This is a genomic window from Acrocarpospora pleiomorpha, from assembly GCF_009687885.1.
GTDB classification, from domain to species: Bacteria; Actinomycetota; Actinomycetes; order Streptosporangiales; family Streptosporangiaceae; genus Acrocarpospora; species Acrocarpospora pleiomorpha.
The window spans coordinates 203,478-229,687 of the sequence record NZ_BLAF01000008.1 but is presented as its reverse complement, the minus strand read 5'-3'; the positions used below and the strand labels follow the sequence as shown (position 1 = coordinate 229,687).

At 68.4% G+C, this 26,210-nt stretch carries 21 protein-coding genes; 10 read left to right on the top strand and 11 right to left on the bottom strand.

The genetic code is table 11. From position 1 onward, the window contains the following. Positions 1-170: 170 nt before the first annotated feature. Positions 171-515 (bottom strand): hypothetical protein, encoded by a 345-nt coding sequence (locus tag Aple_RS08190; RefSeq protein ID WP_155343880.1) that lies wholly within the window; start codon positions 513-515, stop codon positions 171-173. Positions 516-963: 448 nt separating this feature from the next. Here Aple_RS08190 and Aple_RS08185 point away from each other — a divergent pair, with 448 nt between their 5' ends. The 6 genes from Aple_RS08185 to Aple_RS08160 all read left to right on the top strand — a co-directional run bounded on the left by Aple_RS08185 (position 964) and on the right by Aple_RS08160 (position 8,943). After that, the gene (locus Aple_RS08185; RefSeq protein WP_170321342.1) at positions 964-2,310 is read left to right on the top strand and encodes an AfsR/SARP family transcriptional regulator; all 1,347 of its coding nucleotides are present in this window, start codon (positions 964-966) and stop codon (positions 2,308-2,310) included. A gap of 317 nt (positions 2,311-2,627) precedes the next feature. Beyond that, positions 2,628-3,512, top strand: coding sequence for an AraC family transcriptional regulator (locus Aple_RS08180; protein WP_155343878.1), 885 nt, complete (start codon positions 2,628-2,630; stop codon positions 3,510-3,512). Between the two features lie 352 nt (positions 3,513-3,864). Further along, positions 3,865-4,407 (top strand): (2Fe-2S)-binding protein, encoded by a 543-nt coding sequence (locus tag Aple_RS08175; protein WP_155343877.1) that lies wholly within the window; start codon positions 3,865-3,867, stop codon positions 4,405-4,407. Next, positions 4,404-5,396: an FAD binding domain-containing protein gene (locus Aple_RS08170; RefSeq protein ID WP_155343876.1), complete on the top strand. Its 993-nt coding sequence runs from the start codon at positions 4,404-4,406 to the stop codon at positions 5,394-5,396. Before Aple_RS08175 ends, Aple_RS08170 begins: the two co-directional genes overlap by 4 nt. Further along, complete coding sequence (locus Aple_RS08165; protein WP_155343875.1) at positions 5,393-7,519, top strand: xanthine dehydrogenase family protein molybdopterin-binding subunit; 2,127 nt, start codon at positions 5,393-5,395, stop codon at positions 7,517-7,519. Before Aple_RS08170 ends, Aple_RS08165 begins: the two co-directional genes overlap by 4 nt. Before the next feature lie 62 nt (positions 7,520-7,581). Next, on the top strand, positions 7,582-8,943 hold the full coding sequence (locus tag Aple_RS08160) for an MFS transporter (protein WP_155343874.1): 1,362 nt from the start codon (positions 7,582-7,584) through the stop codon (positions 8,941-8,943). 95 nt (positions 8,944-9,038) lie between these two features. Here the strand turns inward: Aple_RS08160 and Aple_RS08155 are convergent, their stop codons facing one another. Next, a complete protein-coding gene (locus Aple_RS08155) occupies positions 9,039-9,305 on the bottom strand; it encodes a TetR/AcrR family transcriptional regulator C-terminal domain-containing protein (RefSeq protein WP_246264239.1) in 267 nt (88 codons plus the stop codon). A gap of 207 nt (positions 9,306-9,512) precedes the next feature. Continuing rightward, positions 9,513-10,472 carry a sulfotransferase gene (locus tag Aple_RS08145; RefSeq protein WP_155343873.1) on the bottom strand — a complete coding sequence of 320 codons (960 nt, stop codon included), beginning with the start codon at positions 10,470-10,472 and terminating at the stop codon, positions 9,513-9,515. 162 nt (positions 10,473-10,634) lie between these two features. Here Aple_RS08145 and Aple_RS08140 point away from each other — a divergent pair, with 162 nt between their 5' ends. The 3 genes from Aple_RS08140 to Aple_RS08130 all read left to right on the top strand — a co-directional run bounded on the left by Aple_RS08140 (position 10,635) and on the right by Aple_RS08130 (position 14,511). Further along, positions 10,635-10,991, top strand: a complete 357-nt coding sequence (locus Aple_RS08140) for a cupin domain-containing protein (RefSeq protein ID WP_155343872.1) — start codon at positions 10,635-10,637, stop codon at positions 10,989-10,991. 281 nt (positions 10,992-11,272) lie between these two features. Further along, positions 11,273-12,805 carry a GMC family oxidoreductase gene (locus Aple_RS08135; RefSeq protein ID WP_155343871.1) on the top strand — a complete coding sequence of 511 codons (1,533 nt, stop codon included), beginning with the start codon at positions 11,273-11,275 and terminating at the stop codon, positions 12,803-12,805. After that, positions 12,787-14,511, top strand: a complete 1,725-nt coding sequence (locus tag Aple_RS08130; protein WP_155343870.1) for a gamma-glutamyltransferase family protein — start codon at positions 12,787-12,789, stop codon at positions 14,509-14,511. Before Aple_RS08135 ends, Aple_RS08130 begins: the two co-directional genes overlap by 19 nt. Before the next feature lie 19 nt (positions 14,512-14,530). Here Aple_RS08130 and Aple_RS08125 read toward each other — a convergent pair whose 3' ends face one another. The 8 genes from Aple_RS08125 to Aple_RS08090 form a co-directional block, all read right to left on the bottom strand. Beyond that, positions 14,531-15,202 (bottom strand): hypothetical protein, encoded by a 672-nt coding sequence (locus Aple_RS08125; protein WP_155343869.1) that lies wholly within the window; start codon positions 15,200-15,202, stop codon positions 14,531-14,533. A 5-nt stretch (positions 15,203-15,207) separates the two neighbouring features. Then, entirely contained in the window at positions 15,208-16,197 is a 990-nt protein-coding gene (locus tag Aple_RS08120; protein ID WP_155343868.1) for a UbiA family prenyltransferase, read from the bottom strand. 219 nt (positions 16,198-16,416) lie between these two features. Then, the gene (locus Aple_RS54300; RefSeq protein WP_155343867.1) at positions 16,417-17,823 is read right to left on the bottom strand and encodes a glycosyl hydrolase; all 1,407 of its coding nucleotides are present in this window, start codon (positions 17,821-17,823) and stop codon (positions 16,417-16,419) included. Between the two features lie 34 nt (positions 17,824-17,857). Next, positions 17,858-20,311 carry a glycoside hydrolase family 2 protein gene (locus Aple_RS08110; RefSeq protein WP_218038180.1) on the bottom strand — a complete coding sequence of 818 codons (2,454 nt, stop codon included), beginning with the start codon at positions 20,309-20,311 and terminating at the stop codon, positions 17,858-17,860. An 11-nt stretch (positions 20,312-20,322) separates the two neighbouring features. Then, positions 20,323-21,144, bottom strand: coding sequence for a carbohydrate ABC transporter permease (locus tag Aple_RS08105; RefSeq protein ID WP_155343865.1), 822 nt, complete (start codon positions 21,142-21,144; stop codon positions 20,323-20,325). Next, entirely contained in the window at positions 21,141-22,082 is a 942-nt protein-coding gene (locus Aple_RS08100; protein ID WP_170321341.1) for a carbohydrate ABC transporter permease, read from the bottom strand. The genes Aple_RS08105 and Aple_RS08100 overlap by 4 nt, the downstream gene beginning before the upstream one ends. Positions 22,083-22,085: 3 nt before the next feature. Beyond that, positions 22,086-23,405: an ABC transporter substrate-binding protein gene (locus tag Aple_RS08095; protein WP_218038179.1), complete on the bottom strand. Its 1,320-nt coding sequence runs from the start codon at positions 23,403-23,405 to the stop codon at positions 22,086-22,088. A gap of 187 nt (positions 23,406-23,592) precedes the next feature. After that, positions 23,593-24,906 (bottom strand): GH1 family beta-glucosidase, encoded by a 1,314-nt coding sequence (locus Aple_RS08090; RefSeq protein WP_155343863.1) that lies wholly within the window; start codon positions 24,904-24,906, stop codon positions 23,593-23,595. Between the two features lie 283 nt (positions 24,907-25,189). On the opposite strand from Aple_RS08090, the gene Aple_RS08085 reads away from it, so the two are divergent. Then, entirely contained in the window at positions 25,190-26,191 is a 1,002-nt protein-coding gene (locus tag Aple_RS08085) for a LacI family DNA-binding transcriptional regulator (RefSeq protein WP_218038178.1), read from the top strand. The last annotated feature ends 19 nt before the right edge of the window (positions 26,192-26,210 follow it).

Sequence of the window (26,210 nt, the reverse complement as noted above, 5' to 3'; positions counted from 1 at the left end):
CCTAGTATCGTCCACCCAGTTATTTGCAGCACCACAGCCTGGACGCTTCCTGACGACCCGCCCGTCCTCCGAGGACTCCGCGGTTGGGGTATCCGCCTCTGATACACCCCCGACCGAGGCCCAGCCCTCGCAGCTGGGGGCATTTCGTCGTTATCTCGGGCATCTCGGGGTCAACTGATGTTGTTGATCCAGATGCCAATCGGGATGGAGAGCAGGGCGCCGCCGATAAGGCCGAGGATGGTGAGTGTCCATTCACGACGACGTTGGCGGGCGCGTTCGGGGCGGGCTGACTCCTCCGCCTTGGCGGCGTAAGCTCGGACGACCATCTGGATCTGTTCGTCAGTGAGCGTAGGGTCGCCGATCTCCCTCTGTATCTGCCTGCTCATGTCGTTCACGAGCGTGACATTCAAGTCACCGCGTCGGACACCACGCTCGTAATGATCTATGGCGGCGGCGCGGATGCCCGCCTTGGCGATGGCCTTAAGAGGTAGTCGCCTCCGGCGTCCGTCGTCCATGGTCCCCATCACTGTGTTCCGCACCCCTCTTGCCAGCTATATCCCTCCTTCTCGTTACTGGTAGGCCAGGTACTCGAAGCAGGCCATGGCTGTGCGTCGGTTGGGGGAAGCACCTGGTGCGGTGGGTTCGGGGCTATCGGCAAAGTGAGACCGCTGGACGAACCAGCGTCCAGCCCCACCGGCAAGGGTGAAGGTCACCTCCGCCCCCTGCGATGCATCGGTCTTCGCTCTCGTGGAAACGAACCCGGGCATTAGTCAGATATGGGCTGATCGATACCGATACCATGACCAAAGAAGAACTTATCACGACTCTTTTTGCCCTTTTGGACTTAGGTACAAATAGCGCGAATATAACAAAGGGACTCGAATGGAACTCCGAATCCTCGGCCCCATCGAACTTTGGGCGAAACAGACACGCCATAATATTGGGTGGGTAAGGGAACGCCACGTGCTCATAATCCTGGCGATCATGCCAGGCGAGCCGGTCACGACCGAAACGCTGGTCAACTTGGTATGGGACGGCGATCCACCGGATCACGCGCGAGACATTTTATATACCTATATCACACGGCTCAAAAATCGTCTGCGGGTAATCGGGGCCGATGCTAGGTTGGTCAGCCGGGCCGGGACGTACCTACTGGAGACGGATCCCGAGAAGGTGGACTACCACCGGTTCCGGCAATTACGTGCACAGGCTCTGGCCATTGCGGAAAGCGGTGACGAACTGGAAGCCGTGCGACTGCTGCGCATGGCGACGAAGCTCTGGCGTGGAGAACCGCTGGAAGGGTTGCCCGGATCCTGGGCCGAACGGACCAGGAAGGGCATCGAGGGCGAACTTATTGGCAGCGCAATCGAGCGGGTCGAGATCGAACTGCGACTGGCGCGGCACAGTGAGGTGATCACAGAGTTATCCTCGCTGGTGGAGAGCTACCCGGACCAGGAGAGACTGGTCGAACTGCTGATGATCGCGCTCTACCAGAGCGGCCGCCAGATTGAGGCGACGGCAGTGTTCCAGCGAGCCCGGGAAAATCTGGTTGCAGTTTACGGCACCGAACCGAGCCCTCAATTGCCACTCTCGAATCCCTACGTCGCGCTACAAGCCAAATCCCATTACGAGCAACTACTAGAATTTCGCATCCGTCTCATCGATTTAGTTTACCAGGCACATAAACGCAATTCCCGTGATGTGGGCGATCGGCGTCCCAGCGCACAGGCCCAGCAAGAGATCGAGGCTATTCAAGCCACCCTCGCTACGGATGATGCTTGGCTCGAAACTGTGCCGCTGCCGCTCGTCATCTATCTTGACGACGAGACCGGGTACGAGCGAGTACGGCAAGCCCTGAATGCAGTCCTTGAAACCATCGATCAAGAAATCGTCTTCGAGACACCCATAGTCAGGGGGTCCATCTGGCAGGCGTTCATCGCCGTCATCCGAGGACAGGCGAGCCCCGACCGCCTTCAAGGTGCCGCAGGCGCTGTCAGGGCTGGTTTGCAAGCACGCGTGTACGGAGAGCCCCAATCCCAGATCACCAAGGCGACGTCTGACGCGGTCGCCAACCTGCTGCAAACGCTCCAGAATAACGAAAACGCCTTGATCGCGATCGGCGACATCTTAATTGTGAAAGTTGACGGTATACCACTGGTGCGCCAGCTAACTCCGGACCAAGTCGAGCACTTGCAGAAGAACCCACGGCTGTACACCGACCCAAAGCTCGCGCTGAGTGTGCTCGACATCGGCTTGGCCGCCGCCGACCACGTCGGGCCTGACGATAGCCAGCGCACCGTTCTTCCTTGAGGATCAGAACTTGGACTGGATCGGGGCGAACCCGTGGCTGCGCAGCCCGCAAACGAGCGGGCCCGTGGCGATCTGTCTCGGGGTGATCTGAATCTTCCGAGCGGGGATGCACGTATCCATTCACGCCTGTGATTGATCAGGCCGTTTGCGGTGATATCCAAGGGTTCCGGCCAGCGCGTCACGGAGAGCGTCGAGGGGTGGACGCGTGGTTGCGGGCGGTGCCGAGGTAGGAGCGGATGAGGCAGTAGCGGGCGGACCCAGCGGGACCTTGCGCGAGAAAGGTCGCCGCTGTCTGGATGGGTGGTTCAATCGGCCCCGTGCTTCTCGACGAACTGCGCGATCTGATCGATCGGTACGCCCGGCCCGACTTGAGCTGCGCCATCGACGACGTCCTTCTGTTCCGGGCCGAGCGGCCCTACCCACCGACGCCGACGACGTACGGCAAAGTGCTCACCATCGTGGCCCAAGGCGCGAAGCGGTTCGCGCTGGGTGACCGGATCTACGAGTTCCGCGCCGGTCACTACCTCGTCGCGTCTGTCGATCTGCCGGTGACCAGCCATTTCACCGAGGCCAGTCCGGGGGCGCCGGGGCTCGGCGTCGGGCTGACCCTGCACCCGTCCGCGGTCGCCGAAGTGCTGCTGGCCAAGCCCGGTGAGCTGCCGGACACCGGGCCGGCCGCCCCGCCGGGGCTGGCGGTCAGCACCACACCGCCCGAACTCCTCGACGCCGTCGTCCGGCTGCTGCGGCTGCTCGACACCCCCAGGGACATCACCGTGCTCGCGCCGCTGATCAAGCGGGAGATCCTCTGGCGGCTCGTCACCGGTGAGCAGGGCGCGATCGTCCGCCAGTTCGGCCTGCCCGACAGCAGCCTCAGTCACATCGCCCGCGCGGTGCGGTGGATCCGGGACAACTACGCGCGGACGTTCCGGGTCGAGGAGATGGCGCGGCAGGCGGGCATGAGCGTGTCCACCTTCCACCGCAGCTTCCAGGCGGTCACCGAGATGAGCCCGATCCAGTTCCAGAAGCAGATCCGGCTCCAGCAGGCCCGGCTGCTGCTGGCCGCCCAGCCCGGTGACATCGCCGGGGTCAGCCGTCGCGTCGGCTACGACAGCCCGTCGCAGTTCAGCCGCGAATACCGCCGTCAATTCGGCGAGCCGCCGAGTCAGGACGCAGCCCGGCTGCACGCCTTCGAATCGGAATGACGTTTGTACAAAACTCGCGATCTCTTGCTCGATCCTGTCTGGAGATAGGAAGTAAAGGCGCGCCGATATAGCCTGCCCGGACATTCATTCGCGATGGGGGGTGTGGGTGGCTGATACCGAGCTCTTCGGACGCCGGGCGGAACTCGACGGGCCTTCCGAATTCACGACCACGCGCGGCGGCGGGGCGCGGCTGATCTGCGGCGAACCGGGCGTCGGCAAGATCGGCGGCGGAAAAGAGAATCAGGCAAGGAGTCGCGACTATCGCACAAGGCCTTTCCGGTCGCCCGCTGATTACATGGAACGACATTCCGGAAACCCCTTCGGCCCTTTTTGCGTGGCGAGAGGAATGACGATGACTGATGACTTCTCCAGCGAGATCACGCTGGAGGTCAACGACGTGACCCACCGGCTCCGCGTGGACAACCGCAGGACACTGCTCGACGCGCTGCGCGAGGACGTCGGTCACACCGGCCCGAAGATGGGCTGCGACCACGGGCAGTGCGGCGCGTGCACCGTCCTGGCCGACGGCCGGCGGGTGGTGTCCTGCCTGACGCTGGCCGTCGCCGCCGAGGGCGCGCGCGTCACCACGGTCGAGGGCCTTTCGGACGAGGGCGGGTTGCGGCCGATCCAGGAGGCGTTCGTGCGGCTGGACGGGTTCCAGTGCGGGTTCTGCACGCCGGGGCAGCTCTGCTCGGCGGTCGGCGCGCTGGCCGAACACGCGGCGGGCTGGCCGAGCGCCGCCACCGCCGACGTCTCCCCCGACGGGCCGCCGACGGAACTCGACGCGGCGGAGGTGCGCGAGCGGATGAGCGGCAACCTGTGCCGCTGCGGCGCGTACCCGTCGATCGTGCGCGCCGTGCTCGAGACCGCCGCGCGTGAGGCGGTGACGGGATGAGGGAGTTCTCCTACCGGCGCGTCTCCGAGGTCCGCGAGGCCCTGACACTGGTCGCCGAGCACGACGACGCCCGGTACCTGGGCGGCGGCACCAACCTCGTCGACCTGATGAAACACGGGGTCGAGACGCCCGGCCGCCTGGTGGACGTGCGGCGGCTCCCCCTGGGCGGCGTACGCGAGACCCCGGACGGCGGCCTGGCCATCGGCGCGACCACCACCAACAGCGACGCCGCCGCCCACCCCGAGGTGCGGCGCCGGTATCCGGCGCTGAGCCAGGCGGTGCTGGCGGGCGCGTCGGGCCAGTTGCGGAACATGGCCACGGTCGGCGGCAACCTGCTCCAGCGCACCCGCTGCGGATACTTCGCGGACCTGTCGCAACCGTGCAACAAGCGCGCGCCCGGCAGCGGCTGTGCGGCGATCACCGGCGCGCACCACAACCACGCCGTCCTCGGCTGGACCGGCCACTGCGCGGCGACCCACCCCTCGGACATGGCGGTGCCGCTGGCCGCGTTCGAGGCGGTGGTCCGGTACGAGACGCTCGACGGCCCCGGCGAGATCCCGCTGGCGGACTTCTACCTGCCGGTCGGCGACCGCCCCGACCTGGAGACGGCGCTGCCGCCCGGCGCGCTGATCACCGAGATCGTCCTACCGCCGGTCGCCGCCGCCCGGCGGTCGCGCTACCGGAAGGTCCGCGAGCGCGCGTCGTACGCCTTCGCCACCGTGTCGGTCGCGGTCGCCCTGGACGTCCACGACGGCTTCGTGCGGGACGCGCGCATCGCGCTCGGCGGGGTGGCCTCACGCCCGTGGCGGGCCCGTGCCGCCGAGGAGGTACTACGGGACGCGCCCGCCACCCCCGACCGGTTCCGCGGCGCGGCCGAGGCGGGACTAGCCGCCGCGGACCCGCTGCCCGGCAACGCGTACAAGGTGACGCTGGCGCGCAACCTCATCGAGGCCGTGCTGACCGAACTCGCAGAGAAGGACGGACGATGACCACCGAACAACCGGCCACCGCCGCCATCGGCGACGCCCGCCCCCGGATCGAGGGCCGCCTCAAGGTCACCGGCGCCGCCCGGTACGCCGCCGACGAACCCGCGCCGGACCTCGCCCATGGCTGGATGATCACCGCCACCGTCGCCAGGGGCCGGATCAGCGCCGTCGACGCCTCGGCCGCGCTCGGCATGCCCGGCGTGCTCGGCGTGCTCGACCACCGCAACGCGCCCCGGCTCGACCCCCGGGCGGGCAACTATTTCGGCCCCGACGGCAGTCTGCTGCTGTTGCAGGACGACGTCGTCCCGTACGCCGGCCGCCCGGTCGTGCTGGTCGTGGCGGAGACACCCGAACAGGCGCGGGCCGCCGCCGGGGCGGTCGTGGTGACCTACGAGCCGTACCCGCACGACGTGGACTTCCGGCTCGACCACCCCGCCGCCCGCCCGGCGTCCACCGCCTTCGGCCCGGAGGCCGACACCGGCGACATCGAGGTCGAACTGGCCGCCTCGGCCGTCGTGGTGGACGAGCGGTACCGCACCCCCGAAGAGAACTGCTCCGCGATGGAGCCGCACGCCGCGACCGCGTGGTGGCAGGACGGCCACCTGCACGCCGTGGACTCCAACCAGGGGCCGTTCAGCGTGTCGCAGGTCCTGTCGACGTTGTTCGGCGTCGACAGGGACCACGTGCACATCAGGGCCGAGCACGTCGGCGGCGGTTTCGGCGCCAAGGGACTGTGCGGCCCGCAGATGATCCTCGCCGCGATGGCGAGCCGGTCTTTCGGGCGTCCCGTCCGCGTCGTGCTCACCCGCGAGCAGGTGTTCCTAGCCACCGCGCTGCGCCCGCCGACCGACCAGTGGCTGCGTATCGGCGCCGACGCCGACGGCCGCCTGCGCGCCGTCCACCACCGCCCGGCGTTCGCGCTGTCCCCGCTGGCCGAGTACATCGAGTGGTGCACCGAGCAGGCCAAGACGTTGTACGCGGCCCCGGCGATCCGCACCGAGCTGACCGCCGTCCCGCTCGACATCCTGCCGCCGAGCTCAACGCGCGGGCCCGGTGCGACGCCCGGGTCGTTCGCCCTCGAATCGGCAATGGACGAGGTCGCAGAACGGCTCGGCCTCGACCCGCTCGACCTGCGGCTGCGCAACCAGCCCGCCGTCGGCCCGGTGTCCGGGCGGCCGTTCAGCAGCCGCCGCTCGGTGGCGTGCCTGCGGGAGGGGGCCCGCCGGTTCGGCTGGGCCGGGCGTGACCACCGGCCCCGGACGCGCCGCGAAGGACGGCTGCTCATCGGCACCGGACTAGCCGCCACCTGCTTCAGCGCCGGCGTCTTCCCCTCGACGGCGTCGATCACAGCGGAGGCCGACGGCACCTTCACCGTGGCCGTCGGCGCGACCGACATCGGCACCGGGGCACGCACCGCCCTGACCGCCGTGGCGGCCGACACGCTGGGCGTCGGGACCGAGCGGATCCGGATCCGGATCGCCGACAGCGACCTCGGCATGGCCTGGGGCGCCGGCGGTTCCCGCGGCACGACGTCCTGGTCGTTCGCGATCACCCAGGCCGCCGCGAAGCTGCGCGAACGGCTCGGCGACCCGGCCCGGCCGGTGACGGCCACCGTCGACACCACGGCGCTGATCGACTACCAGCCCGCGACGGAACGGCACACCTTCAGCGCGGTGTTCGCGGAGGTGAGCGTCGACCCGGCGACCGGTGAGGTACGCGTGCGCAGGATGCTCGGCATGTTCGCCGTCGGCCGGGTGATCAACCCGTTGCTGGCCCGCAGCCAGGTCATCGGCGGAATGATCATGGGCCTGTCGATGGCCCTGCACGAGGAGGGCGTGCGCGACCCGGCCACCGGCAGGCAGGTCAACCCCGACTTCGCCGGCTATCACATCGCCGCGCACGCCGACGTGCCGGACATCGAGGCTGAATTCGTGCCCGACTACGAGCCGCAGGATCCGCTGGGTCTCAACGGCCTCGGCGAGATCGGCACGGCCGGCACGGCCGCCGCGATCGCCAACGCCGTCTGGCACGCCACTGGCGTACGTCAGCGCACGCTCCCGATCCGCCTGGACCGGGTGCTGGAGGCCGAGGGTGCCGAGGTGCGGGGAGCCGTCGGTGTTGCGTGAGGTGTGGCCGTTCGCCCTGGCCAGGCGCCGGGCAGGTCGGCGGGCCGCCGGGTTGACGGCGCATGCTTGACCTCGGCGAGAAGGCACGGCCCCGTTTCGGGTCCGCGGTCATGCTGCTGTCCCTGTCGCTGGGCGGGCTGGCGTTCTCGGTGCTGCAGTCGCTGGTCGCCCCGGCGCTACCGGCCATCGCCCGTGACCTGGGCGTCTCCACTGCCGACGCCAGCTGGGTGGTCACCGCATATCTGCTGTCGGCCTCGGTGCTGACGCCCGTCCTCGGCCGGCTCGGCGACATGATGGGCAAACGCATGGTGCTGCTGGCCGTGCTCGGGCTGCTGGCCGCCGGGACGCTGCTGGCCGCGCTGGCGACGGACCTCGCGACGCTCGTCGTGGCGCGTGCCCTTCAGGGGGCGGCCGGGGCGATCATGCCGCTGTCCATCGGCATCGTGCGGGACGAGTTGCCGCGTGAGCGGGTCAGCGTCGTCATCGGGCTGCTGTCGGCGATGGTCGGGGTCGGCGCGGGGGTCGGCATCGTGGCCGCGGGGCCGGTCGTAGACCACCTGTCGTGGCACTGGTTGTTCTGGTTCTCCCTGATCGTCATCGCCGTCGCGCTGGCCGGAGCGGCAGCCGGGGTGCCCGGTCGGGGGCGGCGTTCGCCCGGCCGTCTCGACCTGCCGGGCGCCGCGCTGCTCTCGGTGTCGCTGGTGGCCCTGCTACTGGCGATCAGCAAGGCCAGCGACTGGGGGTGGGGGCACCCGGCGACCCTCTCGCTGCTCGGCATGGGGCTGCTCACGCTGCCGCTGTTCGTCCGGGTCGAACGCCGGATGCGCGAGCCGCTGATCGACCTGCGGCTGCTGCGGCCCCGGGGCGTCTGGGCCGCCGACCTGGTCAGCCTGCTGCTGGGGTTCGCGATGTTCGGCACGTTCCTGCTGGTGCCGGCCCTGCTCCTGCTGCCGGACGGCGGGTTCGGCGTGACCGTCACCGAGGCCGGCCTGTTCCTGCTGCCCACGACGCTGACGATGCTGGTCTCCGGGCCGCTGGCCGGTGTGCTGGTGCGCCGTCACGGGCCCCGGCCGCCGACGGTCGCCGGGGCCGCGGCGGTCGCGGGCGCGTTCGTGCTGCTCACCTTCGCGCACGAGGAGGCCTGGCAGGTCCTGGCGGCCGGGGCACTCACCGGCGCGGGCATCGGCCTGGCGTTCGCGGCCATGCCCAACGCGATCATCGACGCCGTCCCCGCAGGCAACACCGGCGAGGCGACGAGCGTGAACAGCATCGCCAGAACCGTCGGCAGCAGCCTCGGCACCGCCGTCATCGCGCTCGTCCTGTCGGAAGGGAGCGGCCTGGCCTTCTCCACGGGCTTCGCGGTCTGCGCCGGGGTGGGCATCCTCGCGGTCATGGCTTCCTTCTTCCTACCAGCACGACCGTGACAGCAGGGTTCTTGGAGGCACCCCGCGGTCCGGCTCCCTCACGCCCTGGCCGACCTGCTGCGCGCTTTCCTCCCCCATCGTCACCGCCCTCGGCGTCAGGCCGGCGGTGGGGCGAGTTTGGCGGCCACGGCGTCGAGGACCCAGTCCAGGCCGGTCGCGAAGGACGTCTCGGCGTCCACCTCCGTGCCGTCGTGCACGAACTTGGCCAGCTCCGGGAAGCGGCCCGTGGCCAGCATCCGCGTCACATGCGGGCCGGAGGCGCGCTGCCAGTCGCGCTTGGACAGGCCCGTGGCGCGTTCGGCCCGCAGGTCGGCGATCTCGCGCCTGATCGCGCCGGTGAAGTAGGCGCTGACGGTCTCCACGGCGCGCGTGACGGTGCCGAACTCGCCGAGTCCGTCGCCGGCCCCGGCGATCTGGACGAGGGTGTCCGCGCCTTCGAGGAACAGATGTGGGCACGGGCCGGCAGGTGGGCGAAGATCACGACGGCCGGTCTGGAACGCCTCGTGAGCCCGGACGCCGGCGAAGCCCTCGCCCTCTTCGGCGGAGTTCAGTCATCCTGGCTGTCCGCTCTACGCATATCCCATGGCTGGGATGACTCTGTCGAGTGTTCGTTCGATGTACTCGCGGGTTCCGGGGTCGAATTGGTCGTTGCGATGTTCCAGGTTGTGTGACTGGAACGTCGATCTGGTTGCGAAGTCGTCGGCACCGAGTAGTTCGAACAGGGTCCGGCGCTGGCCGGGCCAGTCGGTCGCGAGATCCTCGGCCTTCACCTCCACATAGCGCCTCTCCGTCAGGTCGGCTGTGGTCTTCCAGGTCAGCCATCGGTCATAGACCGGTTTGAGCCAGGCGAGCGCGCCGTCGACCGTGGTCGGTGCCCATGGTTGGTCGACGTGTGACGCGACCACCGCGACCGGGTGGCGCTTGATGTGGACGATGGTCGCCTCAGGGACGAGTTCCCAGAGGAAGTCCATGCACAGAAGGTTGAACGGTGTCTTCTCACACCAGGTCGGCTTGCCCGCGTCGGCGGCCGCTCCGCCGAACATCGTGTCGACCGCGCGACGAAGGATCTCGATCAGTTCGCGCCGATCGCCGAAGTACCTCGGGATCGCCCGCCGGTGACTCTGGGGTTCGAACGGCCCGGCGGGCCAATCGGCGTGCCCGAGCCCGGCCGCGGGCACGGACTCGTCGAACGTGCTCGCGACGAGTTCGGTCCACAGCCGTCCCACCGCGTCCCAGTAGTGCCGCTCGCCGATGGCCTCGGGAACGGTGTGACCACGATCTCTGTCGCGCCTGCCGACCAGCCGCACGGTCAGGAGGTCGCTCAGCCTGCGGAGGGCGTCGTCCCCGACGATGGGGTCGTACCGAATCGTGAGGGCGTCCGCCAGGTCCCGCAGGCCGCCCGGATCGATGATGAACCGGGTCTCGATCGGAATCCGGTGGATCTGCGGGTGTTCGCCGAGAACGTTCGCGAGCTGCGATGTTCCCGAACGACCCGTACCCGCTACGAAGATGGGTGCTGGGGCGGACATGACGTTCAGCCAAGCCGCGCCACCGCGCTCGCGCAACGAAATATCGGCAGGGGCTACGAATCGTCGTCCCGCACACCCACTCACCATATTGGATCCCAGACATTCTAAATTGGATGCGGGGCGTTAGGGTAAAGCTCACCTTCGATCGAATGGGAGCCTGCCGTGACCGTAACCAATCGTCCCCTCGACGCCGCCGGCCTGGAGGAGAAGCCTCTGGGGCCGCCGAGCGCCGAGCCCCTCGGCGGCGAGATCCTCGTGCGCAGTCGCGTGGACTTCACCAACGACGACCGGACGGTCGTCTCCGGCGTCTGGGAGAGCGAGCCGGGCAGGTCGCGCTGGGAGTTCCTCTCCCGTGGCGAGATCATCCACGTCGTCGCCGGGCGGATGACGGTGCAGCGCGACGGTGAGGAGCCGGTCGAGATCGCTGCTGGCACTACGGCGTACTTCCCGATCGGCTGGTGCGGCGTGTGGACGGTGCACGAGCGGCTGCGCAAGGTCTACGTCGTCTACAAGTCCTGACGTGGTTCAGCGTCGGGCCGCGATCGACGGCGAGTCGCGCGGCTGCCGCGCGGCCTGACGCGCCTCGCTTCGGGCGACGACTTCCGGGCCTCAACCCATTCCGCGCGCCCGTCGACCTCCCTCCGTTCAGCGAACTCACGCATAGGCCTCATGGATCCACTTATGTTATTTTTGGATCCCCATCGGAAGGGCGATGAAAGATGGATTCGATCGAGACGGAACCTGCCGGCGAGGCGCTCACCACGCGGACCCCTGGCTCCGCCCCTGAGGGGAACTGAGGCGTGGGCGCCCTGCCGCAGGAGGCCGAGTACGTCGTCGTCGGCGGCGGCACCTCGGGCAACGTCGTCGCGGCCCGGCTCGCCGAGGTCGGCCTGGACGTGCTCGTCCTTGAGGCCGGTCCCGACTTCGGGCCCGAGGGCAGCGCCGCGTGGCCCGCCGACATCGTCGACGCGACGCGGCTGGGACGTTCGCACGACTGGGGCTATGACTCCGGCGACAGTTACCCGTGGCGCGTCGGCTTCGAGCGCGCCCGCGCGATCGGCGGCTGCTCCGACTTCAACGGCTGCACCCAGACGTGGGGGCACCGGCGCGACTACGACTCGTGGGCCGAGGCCGGCCTGACCGGGTGGTCGACCGAGGACCTGCTGCCGCTGTTCGAGGAGGGCATGCGACGGATGCGCGTGCACACCTATCGGGCGGATGATCTCACGCCATGGCAGCGCGCGTGGTACGAGGCGGCGCCCGCCGCCGGGATGCCGCGGCTTGCCGACCTCAACGACGTCGACGAGTCCGCGGGGTTCGCCCCGGAAGCGGTGAACATCGTGGACGGCGTGCGCATCAACACCGCCTTCGCCTACCTCGACCCCGTACGCCCCCTGCCGAACATCCGGATCGTCGGCGACGCCCTCGTCGACCGTGTCATCGTGACGAACGGACGGGCGACCGGCGTCGTCGTACGGCACCAGGGCGAGACGGTGACCGTGCGAGCCGGGACGATCGTGCTGGCGGGCGGTACCTACAACTCGCCGACCGTCCTGCTGCGCTCCGGCATCGGCCCATACGCACAGCTCGCGGTACTGGACATCCCGCTCGTGCAGCACCTGCCCGGTGTCGGCGAGAACCTGCACGACCAGCCGTTCCTGCTGATGAGCTGGTCGGGCTCGGAGGAGATGGGCGCGGCGATGGAGCGGGCGCGCGCGGCGGGCTGGTGCCCCGACGAACAGGCGATGGGCAAGGCGGCTTCGAGCTTCGACACGGAGGCGTTCGATCTGCACTTCCTGCCGTACAGCCCGACCCATCTGATCGGGCGCAAGCGTTGGAGCGTGGGCGTGTCGGCCCTGCAGCCCCGCTCCCGCGGATTCGTGCGGCTGCGCGGCACGGACCCGGAGGCGAAGCCGGTCATCGACCATCGCTTCCTGGCCGACCCCGAGGGCGTCGACGTCGCCGTGCTCGCGGAGGGCGCCACGATGTTGCGCGAGATCGCGGCGGACCCGGAACTGGCGCCGCTCGTCGGCGCGGAGATCCACCCCGGGCCCGAGACCTTCGACCGGGACGCGCTCGTCGCTCACCTGTACCGCAACCCCGACAACTACTGGCACCCCGTCGGCACCTGCAAGATGGGGACCGGCGACGACGCCATGTCCGTCGTCGACGAGCGGGCGCGGGTGCATGGTATCGACGGCCTGCGGATCGCCGACTGCTCGATCATGCCGAGGATTCCCCGCGCGACGACGGCGATGCCGGCGGTCGTGATGGGCGAGAAGGTCGCCCGGCTGCTGCTCGAGGAGGTGGCCGCGTGGCGAGCGACGAGCTGACCTGGCCGGCGCCGAACCCGACGTTGCTCGGCACACGGCACTCGGTGTCGTCCGGGCACTACCTGGCCTCGGCCGCGGCGTTCGCGATCCTCGAAGCGGGTGGCAACGCGGTCGACGCCGGCTGCTGCGCCGGCATGGCGCTGGCCGTACTGCACGCCGACGAGGTCAACTTCGCCGGCGTCGCACCCATCATGATCCGCCTCGCCGACGGCACCACCGTGAGCCTGGACGGGCTCGGGGTCTGGCCGCGGCGGCTGCCCCCCGACCTGTTCATGACCGAGTACGGCGGCACGATCCCCACCGGCATCCTGCGCACCGTGGTCCCGGCCGCGCCCGACGCCTGGCTCACGGTGCTGCGCGACTACGGCACCATGACCTTCGCGCAGGTCGCGGCGGCCGCGGCGCGGCTCGCGCGGGACGGCTTCGCCGTCTTTCCCCTGCTCGCGGACGGCATCACGAACCGGCAGGCGGGCTATCGGAAGTGGGCCGCGAACGCCGCGATCTTCCTGCCCGAGGGTCGGCCGCCGCGCGTGGGAGAGCGGTTCGTCCAAGCCGACCTCGCGCGCACGATCCAAACCATGATCGACGCCGAGGAGCGCGCCGGCGGCGAGCGTGTCGCCGGCATCGAGGCCGCCCGCGCGGCGTTCTACGAGGGCGAGATCGCCGACCGCATCGTGGCCTACCACGAGGCGAACAACGGCTACCTGCGCCACGACGACCTCGCGGAGTTCCGCTCGCGCTACGAGCCCGTCGTCGAGACCCGCTGGCGCGACTTCACGCTCCTGACCTGCGGCGCATGGTGCCAGGGCCCGATCCTCGCGGAGGCGCTGCTCATCCTCGAGCGGCACGGCCTGGACGGGCTCGAACACAACGGCCCCCGGTACGCGCACACGGTCATCGAGGCGCTCAAGGGCGTCTTCGCCGATCGCGAGCACCACTTCGGCGACCCCGAGTTCGTCGACGTGCCGCTCGACCGGCTCCTCGGCGAGAAGCACATCGCCGCCCGGGCGGCGGCGATCGACCCCGAGCGCGCCTTCGCGGGCCTGCCGCCCGCGCTCTTCGGCGAGTCGCAGGTGCTGCCCGACGCGATCCGAGCGGACGAGCTGCGCCACATCGGCGAGGGCGGCACCAGCTACGTGTGCGTCGTCGACCGCTGGGGGAACGCCTTCTCGGCGACACCGTCCGACGGCGCGTCGACCTCGCCCGTCATCCCCGGCACCGGGATCGTGCCCTCGCTGCGCGGCCTGCAGTCGCGGCCCGACCCCGCGCATCCGGCGGGTGTGGCGCCGGGCAAGCGGCCTCGGCTGACTCCCAACCCCGCGATCGCCGTACGTGACGACGGCAGTGTGTTGGCGTTCGGCTGCCCTGGTGGCGACATGCAAGTGCAGGCGATGCTCCAGGTCTTCCTGAACGTCTTCCACTTCGGCATGGATTTGCAGGAGGCGGTGAACGCGCCGCGTTTTTCGACATGGAGCTTTCCGAACTCGTTCGCGCCCTTCGACTACCTCGCGGCGCACGTCTTCCTGGAGGACCGTTTCGACCCCGGCGTCCACGCGGAGCTGGAACGACGAGGGCACGACGTGCGGCTCTGGCCCGCCTACACCCGGGACGCGGCGGCCGTCGAGGCGATCTACCGCAACGCCCGGACGGGATTCCTGGAGTCCGCCGCCGATCCGCGCCAGCCTGCCCAGGCGGTGGTCGCCTGAGTTGCTTTCTTCTCAGCGGTCATGGGCCTGAAACGGTTGTGGGATCGGCTGCGAAGCGGATTGAAATGACTGGAATCGCGGCCATACCCGCGAAGAAGAGACCGAGACCTATCGAACCCAGCACGGCCACGTACAGTACGGCGCCCGGGACGATGGCCAGCAGAACGAACAGGAGGGCGCCCAGAAGGTGTAGTGCGCTGACGGCGACGAGCGGTGGCACCGACAGCTTGTCCCGAATCTTGGGCAGCACGATGAGATCGCGCGTGAACAGAAAGGCGAGCGCCACGGCTATCATGGCCGCGCCGATCCGGAACAGGTCCTCGTTGAGGCGTACGGAGGCACCGGATTTGCTGATGGACGCCGCGCTGAATCGAACGGCGATGTAGAGCGGAACGGTGACGAAGATATTGTCCAGGATGATGTACCAGTACCTGTACGGTGCCTGGAACCGCACGTGTAGCGCCAGGATGCCGACCGTTGTCGCGAGTAATAAACCGAAAACCAGCCCCATGACGAACACGGCGGCCCACACCTTCGTGTCCACCTGCTGTGTTACGGACGTAACGGATATGATCGCGTCCGAGGCCCGCTCCAGAACCAGGGCGACGATGAGCAGCATGGCCCAGACGTTAATTTCGAGAAGTTTTCGGTACAGCTCGTCGCGGTTCGGGTCGATTTTGCCGGCAGTCATCTCTGCTACGCCCCCCAGCGTCCCGTCAAGCCCAGTGGGATCAGCGCCAATACGTTGATTAGAACTAGAATGTGCGATCGATCGCGGCGTTCGGCGAGGGAGTCTTTCCAGAGGAGGGCAATCACCGCGGATAAGACGGGGAGAAACCCGGGGAGCAGCCAGAGCGGGGACAAGTGGCCGAGAAAGACAAGAAGTGCGACCGATAGAGCGTAGACGGATGAAGCGCCGAGGGGAATCAGAAGCGCCCGAGTGCGGCCGAAAGCAGTGACAAGTGTGCTGATGCCGGCAACTCGATCGCCACGTGAATCTCTTATATCCCACGCCACTTCTATGATGAACACACTGCACGATATCAGTGCGATGGCCAGGAAAAGCTGAAGCATGTGCGGGTGCGGGCTGGATAAGCCCGGATAGAGCACGGCGGCAATCGGCCACGCGACAGATGGGACGATATTCTTGAGACCGATTACCTGCTTGATCCGGCGGGGCTCACCCCGTTTTCGCTTGAAAAACGGAACCGAGTACAGGACTCCCACGAGTAATGTCACCGTCAGGAGAGCCGTGGCGGCGGGCCCCACGAAAAGCGCCGACAGCAGAAGGCTTGCGAGTATCGCGGCCATGGCCATGTTGCGAAGCGCGAATCTCGCGAGATAGGCCCTGGCGTATGCGCTCGGGTCGTTTATCTCGTCTTCGACGAAATCGAAAACTCGATTGAGCTGATAAATGCCGAAGCCGGCCAGCAGCACGGACGGCGCCGCCATCCAGGATGGGCTCGATCCATACCAGGGCGGCATGGCCCACATGATGAGAATGGCGCCCGGCTGAAGGTAGATTCGATTGCGTATCGCAAAATCGACTACACCCCGCCCGCCGCCCACTCTGGATATCTCGTCAGAGGCGTTGGCCAATCGTAGGACCCCCGAGGTGTGACCGTCAGCAAGGCCGATACTTCGACTGTCATCGGTCGAGACAACCTCGAGAATCCGTAACCGCACGGCAGCAATGTTAGCAACGCCCCCTGAAACTGTGGAGGCGCTGACAAGGGGTTGTTCGTATCGACTTCAATGCGATTCAGCTCAAGCATGCCCCTGACCTCGAGCCGGGTTCGCTATTCCTCCGGTTTCCGCCTGATCATCCCGTTCCGGTGCGAGTGCCAGTCAAGATCGAAAGGTTGTGGCCCCGGGCGGCCGTGTGCGGGCCGCCCGGGGAGGGGATCACGCGGGCAGGGTCCACTTCTGCCAGGTGTTGTTGTTGGCGTCCCAGATCTGCAGGCGGGTGCCGTTGGCGGTGTTGCCGCCGGGGACGTCCAGGACGCGGCCCGACTGCGGGTTGCGGAGCTGGCTGTTGCCGATGCTCTGCCACTGCTGGGCGCCGGATCCGTTGCAGTCCCAGATCTGGATCTTGGTGCCGTTGGCGGTGCCCCCGCCGGCCACGTCCATGCACTTGCCGAGCGCCCGGATCGTGCCGTCGGTGCCGATCGTCCAGCGCTGCGCGGCTGTACCGTTGCAGTCGTAGAGCTGAACGGCCGTGCCGTTCGCGGTGCCGGACGCCGCCACGTCGACGCACTTGCCGCCCACGCCGGTGATCGGACCCGTACGTGTCGGCTGCGGGCCCGTCGTCAGGGTGACTTCGCCCTGGTTGAGCGTACGAGAGTGGAAGTAACCGGCCTGGATCTCGGCGTTGGTGTTGCTGCCGCGGAGCTGCTCGGACCAGACCATGAAGTAGGTCCACCGCGTCTGGCTGTCCAGCAGGGACGCGTTGGGCACCTTGCCCATCTCCGCGATCGCGATGGGCTTGCCGGCGGCGATGTTCTGGATCTGCTGGTAGTCACTGGCGGACGGGTAACCCTTGTACCAGACGTCCAGGCTGACGACATCGACGTACGACGAGCCCGGGTAGTAGCTCGCCCAGCCGCCTGCCGGGTTGTCCTGCACGTTCCACACCCAGATCAGGTTGCTCAGCCCCTTGCCGACGAGGTAGTCACGGGTGATCTGATAGAGGCGGGCGCCGCCGGAGGAACCAGGACGGTTGCCCCACCAGTTCCACGACTCGTTCATCTCGTGCAGCGGCCGGAACAACACCGGCACCCCGGCGTCCTTGAGCTGCTGTAAGTAGGGGACGACCTCGTCGAGGCGGCGCTTCCACGCGGTGTTGAGCGCGGTGCCGTCCTGGATGATCTGGCCGAACTGGGTCGCCGAGATGCCCGTCTTCACACCGCCGTCGAACTCGCACGTGCTCGGCCCGGTCGGGGTGCACACGTGCCAGGTCAGGGCGACCAGCGAGCCGTTGGCCCACTCCTGCTTGGCCTGGTCGACCACACGCTGGCGGTTGGCGACGTCCTCGGCGCGGAACATCAGGTCGCCGCCCCACAGGCCGGGCCACTGTCCGGTGACGTCGTGGACCTGCTGGGAGTACTGGCCGGGCAGGCTGGCGGGCTCCTTGTTGTGCTGGCCGCTGACGATGTTGCGGCCGGTGATGGAGGTCAGGTAGTTCAGGACGTCCTGCTTGGACGCCGCCGGGAAGGCGTGCGCAGGAAGGGCCAGCGTGGCCGCCGCCACGAGCGCGGCCGAGCCGGCGGCGAGGGCGCGGCGGATGCGGGAGCGGGGTCGGGACTGGTGCATTGCGCGTTCTCCTTCTTTTGGGGGGTGGGGATGGTCATGTCCGCAGGACGCCTTCGAGCGTCGGCTGTGCCGCGTTGACGCTGAACATGGCCGCGCGCAGCCGCTCGTCGTCCACGGCGGCCACGCCCGTGATCCGGATCGTGCGCGTCTCGCCGGGCAGCAGCGTGACCAGGCCGGTGTCGGCGACGGCGTCCGGGGACAGGCGGTCGGCCTGCACCAGCAGGTCGCGGACGAAGCTGTGCGCCGTGATCACCACGTCGAGGCCGCCGGGAACCGGACGGGCCGCCAGGTCGAGCTCGGGCGCCGGGTAGCCGAACGCCGCGTCGGCGCAGCCGAGCACCAGGTCGCGCAGCCCGTCGGCGTCCGCGACCAGGAACTCCGCGCGCACGTCGCCGAACGCGGTCAGCCCTTCGGGCAACGGCAGCACGGCCACGCTCCGCGGTCCGGCCGTAAACGGCACCGCCTCCTCGGCGAGCACGGTCCCGTCGGCGCGCATCCGGCGCACCGCGGCCATCCCTTGCCACTGGTCGGCCGACTGGTTGTCCACGGCCAGAACGCGTACGCCCCCGCGCGTCTGGAGCGTGAGGAGGCGGTCGGCGTACAGGCGGCGCAGTTCGTGGTAGAGCGGTTTGGGCCGCCCGGCGCCGTCGACGGCCGCCCACGACGTGACCGGCCAGCAGTCGTTGAGCTGCCAGACGACCGTCCCCGCGCACACCGGCCAGTGCGAACGCCAGTGGGCGACCGCCGTCGCGACCGCGCGGGCCTGGTTGACCTGCGTCAAGTAGTGCCAGTCGTCGAACGTCACAGAGGTCGTGAAGTGGTGCGCCAGGCCGCGCCGCAGCTTGCCGTTGCCGTCCTCGGCCTTCTGGTGGTGCAACATCCCGGCCGAGTCGGGGCTCAGATCCTCAGCCGGCAGGGCCGCCGTCAGGGTCGCGTACGCGGGCGGGGCCTGCCACCCGAACTCGGCCGCGAAGCGCGGCACCTCGTTGAGGTAGTCGGTGTAGTCCCGGCGGTTCCACACCTCCCAGAAGTGCGACGGGCCGTGCGCGGGGTCGTTGGGGTGCCGGTCCCACGAACCCGACCACGGGCTGCCCGGCAGATAGGGCCTGGTCGGATCCAGCTCGGCGACGATCCTCGGCAGCATGCCCAGGTAGTAGCCCTCGCCCCAGCTCTCGCCGGCGAGCGCGTCCTCCCAGTCCCAGTCGCGGAACCCCCACAGGTTCTCGTTGTTGCCGTTCCACAACACCAGGCTCGGGTGCGGCATCAGCCGTACGACGTTCTCGCGGGCCTCGGCGTCCACCTCGCCGCGCAGCGGCTGCTCCTCGGGGTAGGCGGCGCAGGCGAACAGGAAGTCCTGCCAGACCATCAGGCCCAGCTCGTCGCACGCGGCGTAGAAGGCGGCGTCCTCGTAGATGCCGCCGCCCCAGACGCGGACCAGATTCACGCCGATCGCCGCGGCCTGCTCCAGCCGCGTGCGGTACCGCTCGGGGGTGACGCGGACGGGCAGCGCGTCGTCGGGGATCCAGTTGACGCCGCGCGCGAAGATCGGGGCGCCGTTGACCCGCAGCGTGAAGGCCGTGCCGTGGGCGTCCGGGGACTGGTCGAGTTCGACCGTGCGGAAGCCGATGCGGCGTTCCCACACATCCAGTTCCGCGCCGGTTTCCGCGTCGGTCAGGAGGACGCGGCACGTGTAGAGCGGCTGGGCGCCGTGGCCGCGCGGCCACCAGAGGGCGACCTCGGGCACCTCGACGGCGACGGTACCCCGGTCGCTGATGATCGCCGTCGTGGCGGTGTGGCCGCCGACCGTCACCGAGGCGCGCACCTCGCGTCCTGGGGTCGTGCGCTCCAGATCGAGGTGGGCCTCCACGCGGCCCCGGCCGCCGGTGACCGTGACCACCGGGCGCACCCGGGCCAGCCGCGCCGTGTTCCAGCACTCCAGCCGTACCGGCCGCCAGATCCCGGCCGTGACCAGCGTCGGCCCCCAGTCCCAGCCGAAGCTCGCGGCCATCTTGCGCACGTAGTTGAAGGGTTCCGGGTACGCGTTCGGCCGCGCCCCCAATCGCTCCCGCACCGCCTCGGCCTCGTCGTACGCCGAGGTGAACCGCACCGAAAGGGCGGCGCCTTCCAGGGCGGTGACATCGAACCGGTAAGAACGGTGCATATTGCGCGTCGCGCCCAGGACGTGGCCGTCCAGGCTCACCTGCGCCACCGTGTCCAGCCCGTCGAAGACGAGGTCCACGCGCTCCCAGTCGCCCGTGATCTCGGGCAGCCGGGTGTCGTAGCGCCAGTCGGCGCGCCCGACCCAGGCGACCTCGAGCTCGTTGCGCCCCAGGTACGGGTCGGCGATCAGCCCGGCCGCCAGCAGGTCGGCGTGGCAGCACCCGGGCACCGTGGCCGGTATCGGTGTTCCGCGCAGCCCCGGCGGGCCTCCGCCACTGTCAAGCGTGACCGTCCAGCCCGAGGTCAGCGGCGTGTTGTGCGTGCTCAATGCGCGACTCCTCATTTGGTGGCGCCGGCCGCGAAGCCGTTGTAGATGAACCGCTGCAGCGCGAGGAACACGACGAGGCTGGGCAGGATGACCAGCGCCGCCCCGGCGGAGATGACCTCCCAGTGCGCGCCGAACGGCCCCTTGAACCGGAACAGCGCGGTGGAGATCGTGCCGAGATCCTCGGACGGCATGTACAGGAACGGGATGTAGAAGTCGTTGTAGATGGCGACGCCCTTGACGATGACGACGGTGGCGATGGCGGGCCGCAACAGCGGCAGGATGATCCGCCAGTAGACGGTCAGCGATCTGGCGCCGTCCATCCGCGCCGCCTCGTCGAGCGAGATCGGGATCGACCGAATGAACTGCAGGAAGATGTAGATCGACACGATATCGGTGCCCATGTACAGCAGCACCGGTGCCCAGTGGGTGTTCATCACGCCCAGCTCGTTGACCACCTGGTAGGTCGCGACCTGCGTGGTGACCCCCGGCACCAGCGCGGCCACCAGGAACAGCGTCATCACGAGCTTCTTGCCGCGGAAGTGGAACCGGTCCACCGCGTACGCGGTCATCGAGCCGATGAACACGGTGCCCAGCAGCGAGAAGAACAGGATGAAGGTCGTGTTCCCGAGCGCCTGAAGCATGTGGCCCTCGGTGAAGGCGGTCTGGAAGTTCTCCCAGTTGAACCAGTTCGCCGGGGGCGACAGAGGGCTCGGGTCGGTGGTCATCTCGCCGGGCGTGCGGAGCGAGGTCAGGATGATCGCCAGCAGCGGGACGATGACGACCGCCGAGGCCAGCAGGAGGGAGGCGTACTTCAGGACCCGCGTCGGCGTCATGACAGCTCCACTCTCTCCTCCGGGATGAGCCGTCGCTGCACCCACGTGACCAGCAGCACCACCGCCAGCAGCACGAACGCGGCCGCCGACGCCAGGCCGACCTTGTTGAAGTTGAACGCGAGCTTGATCGTCTGGATCACGAACGTCTCGCTGTTGTTCGAGCCGCCGGTCATGATGAACGGGATCTCGAATACCGACAGCGCGCCCGAGATCGCCAGGATCGCGCTCAGGCTGATCACCGGCTTGATGCCGGGGGCGATGATGTGGCGGAACTGCTGCCAGCGGTTGGCTCCGTCGAGCGAGGCCGCCTCGTACAGGTGCTGCGGGATCGACTGGATCGCGCCCAGGAACAGCACCATGTTCAGGCCCATGAACCGCCACACCGACACCCCGGCCAGCGAGGTGTTCACCAGGTCGGGGTCGCCCAGCCACAGGTGCGGCTCCAGGCCGAACAGGCGCGCCACCGTGTCGAGCGTGCCGCCCGGCTGGAAGAAGTAGAGGAACACGAACCCGATGGCCACGCCGTTGATCAAGTAGGGGAAGAACAGGATGCCCTTGAACACGTTCCTGAACCTGGTGTCGAAGCTCAGGATCGTCGCGAAGTAGAGCGCCACCACGATCTGCATCGCCGCGCCCGCGAGGTAGAACAGGCTGACCGCGAACACCTGGAGCATCTTCGGGCGGGTGAACAGGTCCAAGTAGTTGTCGACGCCCACGAAGTTCCGGGTCGGGCTCAGGCCGTCCCAGTCCGTGAGGCTGTAGACGAACATGCTCACGGCCGGGACGTGCGTGAAGACCACCAGCAGCACCAGCGGGGCCGCCAGGTAGGCCCACGGCGTCCACCACCGCCTCGTGTCACGCCGCCGCTCCGCCTCCATCCGGGGGCGTACGGGCGGGGGCGCGGCCGGGCGGGGACGCGCCACATGAGATGCCGGCATGCGCTAGCCGCCGATGGTGGACTGGGCCTCGGACCACTTCTTGTTGAGGTCGGCGAAGATGCCTGGCAGGTCGCCCTTGGCCGCGCCGCGGGCGACGTCGACCAGGTGCTGGCGGTAGTCGGGCGCGCCCAGACCCACCTCGGACGCCTTGTCGATGTCCAGGACCATCGTGTTCTTCGCCCAGCTCAGGCTGACGAACTTCACGCCCGCGTCCTGGAAGGGCTGCAGGCTGCTGGGGAGCGGAGCGCCCTTGACCGACGAGATCGACAGCGCCTTCTGCGCGTCACCGGACTTGGTGATGAACCACTCGATCCAGGCCCGCGCCGCCGCCTTGTTCTTGCTGTGCACGTTGATCGCGTACTGGTAGTCGGGGCGTACGGCGGCGCAGAAGTGGCCGTCGACCTGCGCCGGGAACGGCATGAAGCCGATGTCGTCGGGGTTCTTGCCGGCCTTCGTGGCCGCGTCCCGCATCTGCACGACCGCCCATGAGCCGAGCCACATCGTGGCGATCTTGCCAGTGGCGATCAGGTTCTTGGAGTTCTCCCAGTTCGTCGTGTTCGGGTCGGCCTCCGACAGGCCGTTCTTCACGATGTCGAACAGGAGTGTGTCGATGACGTTGAGCTCCTGCCCGGCCGCCCACGGCTCCTTCGTCGTGGCGAGTTTGTCGTTGGCGGCCGGGTCACAGCTCGGCGAGCCGACCGCGTTGCCCCAGTTCGTCAGCGGCCAGGCGTCCTTGTAGTTCGTGTAGTACGGGGTCGCGCCCGTCTTCTCCTTGATCGCCTTGAGCGCGGTGATGAACTCGGCGGGCGTCTTCGGCCATTCGGTCATTCCGGCCTGCTGCCAGACGGCCTTGTTGTAGACGAAGCCGGTGGCGACGCCGATGTTGGCGATGCCGTACACCTGGCCGTTGATGGTGCCGCGCTCGGTGAAGTCGTACGTCTGCGAGATCTCGGCCGCGGAGCCCAGGGGGGCGAAGAACGTGGGGTACTGGCTGGTCGGCACCGAGTTGGGAATCGACAGAACGTCGCCGTAGTCCTCACTGTTCATGCGGATCTTGACGTCGCCCTCGTAGTCGGTGAGCCCTTGGAACTCGACCGTCACCTTCGGGTAGAGCTTGTTGAACTCGGCGGCGTACGCCTTGGCGGTGCCGTCCTGCACCTGGTCGGTCCGGTTGGTCAGGACGGTGATCGTTCCAGAGACCTGTCCGGGGTCGGACGGTACCGTTACCGCGCCCTCATTCGGGGCTGGTTCGCCACCGCCGCCGCAGGCGGTCAGGCCGATCATCAGGGCGATGCCGGCCGCCATCACGCGTGTTCCTCGCACGTCGCACATCTCCTCGTTCTGTGAACCCCGAGCGGCTGATGGCTGCTTAACCTAGACGCAACATTTCAAGGTGTCCATAGAGCGTTTTAGTAACTCCTCGAAGCCTGCTGCGGGGAGTCGGATGAAGATCCAGTATTTAAGCAGCTCAAACGTGTATCGGCGAGTGGTTCGCGCAGCACTGGCGCTACTAAATCGATACGTGACGCATGATCATGTCGCGGTACCAGTGCGCGCTGCGCTTCAGCGTGCGCCGCTGAGTGGTCCGGTCGACCGAGACGAGGCCGAATGTGGGGCCGTAGCCGTGGGCCCATTCGAAGTTGTCGAGCAGTGTCCAGACGAAGTATCCGCGCACGTCACAGCCATGGTGGCGGGCCTGGGCCACGGCGTCGATGTGCGCGCTCAGGAAGGCGATCCGGTCCTCGTCGTCAATCGTGGGGGTCGGCTTCTCGTCCGGGAAGGCGCCGCCGTTCTCGGTGATGACGATCGGGATGGGCGGGTACTCGCGGTGCAGGCGGACCAGCAGGTCGGTCAGCCCTGCGGGCGTGATCGGCCAGCCGAGCGCGGTCGTCGGCCCTGACCGAACGGCCGCGCCGTCGGCCTGTACGGTGTCGGTGAAGTAGTAGTTCACGCCGAGCACGTCCAAGGGCGTGGCGATGGTGGCCAGGTCGCCCGGTTCCATGGGCAGCTTGATGCCCTCTTCGGCCAGGTCGGCGAGGGTGTCGGACGGGTAGTGGCCGCGTAGCAGCGGGTCCAGGTACATGCGGATACCGAAGCCGTCCGCGCGACGGGCGGTCTCGACGTCGGCCTCGGTCCGCGGGATCGCCGGGGTCAGGTTGAGAGTGATGCCGAAACGATGGTCGCCGCCAGCACTTCGCATCCGGTCGACGGCGGCGCCGTGGGCGAGCAGCAGGTGATGGACGGCGTGCATGGCGGCGGCGCGGTCACGGCGTCCAGGGGCGTGCATGCCGTCGGCGTAGCCGTACATGGCCACGCACCACGGTTCGTTGAGCGTGGTCCACGACGCGACGCGGTCCTGAAGGCGGGCGAACACCAGCTCGGCGAAGTCGGCGAACCGCCAGGCCGTGTCGCGCTCCGGCCAGCCACCGGCGTCCTCCAGCTCCTGGGGCAGATCCCAGTGGTAGAGCGTCACCCACGGGTCGACGCCGCTGGCCAGCAGTTCATCGACAAGGCGATCGTAGAAGTCCAGCCCTTTCTCGTTCGCCGGGCCCGTCCCGCCCGGTTGCACGCGCGGCCACGAGATCGAGAACCGGTAGGTGTCCACGCCTAGTCCCGCCAGCAGGGAGACGTCCTCGGTCATGCGGTGGTAGTGATCGCAGGCCACGTCGCCGGTGTCGCCGTTGGCCACGGCTCCCGGCACGCGGCAGAAGGTGTCCCAGATGGAGTCGGTCCTGCCGTCTTCGCGGGCCGCGCCCTCGATCTGGTACGCCGAGGTCGCCACTCCCCAGCGGAAGTACGGGGGAAAGATCGTGTCGTGAGGCATGGGCTTCCCTTCGGCCGGTCCTGGGGAGGCCTCACCATAGGTTCGATATTTCAGTCTGTCCATAGATCGTTACAGTGCACCAGCTCGGGGACGGCTGGGCCCTCCTGGCTGGGCTGTTCGGCTGTGAGCGCCGGCCGGGCGTACGCCATGGATGGGCATCTACTCGCACCTTGCAGTCGGTAAGCGGGTAAATTGAGCTCGACCGGGGCCGAACGCGACCCTGCTCTGCTGTCAGAAGGCGGTCGTTGTGACGGAGATGGGTGCGGCCCGCAGGGATCGCAGGGTGACGATCAAGGACGTTGCCGCGCTTGCCGGGGTGTCGCCTTCGGCGGTGACGATGGCGTTGCACGATCGGCCCGGCGTGTCGGCGGCCACCAAGGAACGCATCCTGAAAGCCGCCCGCGACCTGGGCTGGCGTCCGAATCTGGCCGCTGCCGCACTGTCCGGGCACGCGGTGCACACGGTCGGTCTCGCCATCGCGCGGCCGGCCCGGCTGCTCGGGCTCGAGCCGTTCTACATGGAGTTCGTCTCCGGGATCGAGAGCGTGCTCGGCAAGCGCGGGTGCTCGCTGCTGCTGCGGGTGATCGAGGCCGACGAGGAGATCGAGGTCCATCGCGAGTGGTGGCAGGGCGGGCGGGTCAACGGCAGCATCCTGGTCGACCTGAAAGTGGACGATCCTCGCATTCCCGCGCTCGCGGAGATCGGGTTGCCGGCGGTCGTCGTCGGGCACCCGTCACTGGCCGGACCGTTCACCTCGGTCTGGACCGATGACGCCGCCGGGATCCGGGAGGCCGTGCGGTACCTGGCCGCGCTGGGTCATCGCTGCGTCGGACGGGTCTCCGGCCTGGCCGAACTCGGCCACTCGGTGATCCGGACCGCGGCGTTCGAGGAGGTGGTGGGCGAACTGGGCATCGAGGGCCGCACCGTGGCCGCCGACTTCTCGGCCGTACAGGGGAGCAGAGCGGTCCGCCGGTTGCTGCTTGAGCCCGGACGGCCCACCGCGATCATCTTCGACAACGACCTCATGGCGGTCGCCGCGCTGAACGTCGTCGACGAGTTCGGCCTGTCGGTTCCCGAGGACCTGTCCATACTGGCCTGGGACGACTCGCTGTTGTGCCAGCTCACGCGTCCTGCGCTGTCGGCGATGAGCCATGACATCTACGCATTCGGCGTCGAGGTCACGAATGCCCTGTTCGACGTGATGAACGGCGTCGAGCACGAGTCCCACGCCACGCAACCGCCAAGCCTGGTCCCACGCCGGTCGACGGCGCCACCTCGCACCTGAGAAGCGTCCGACCGACTCT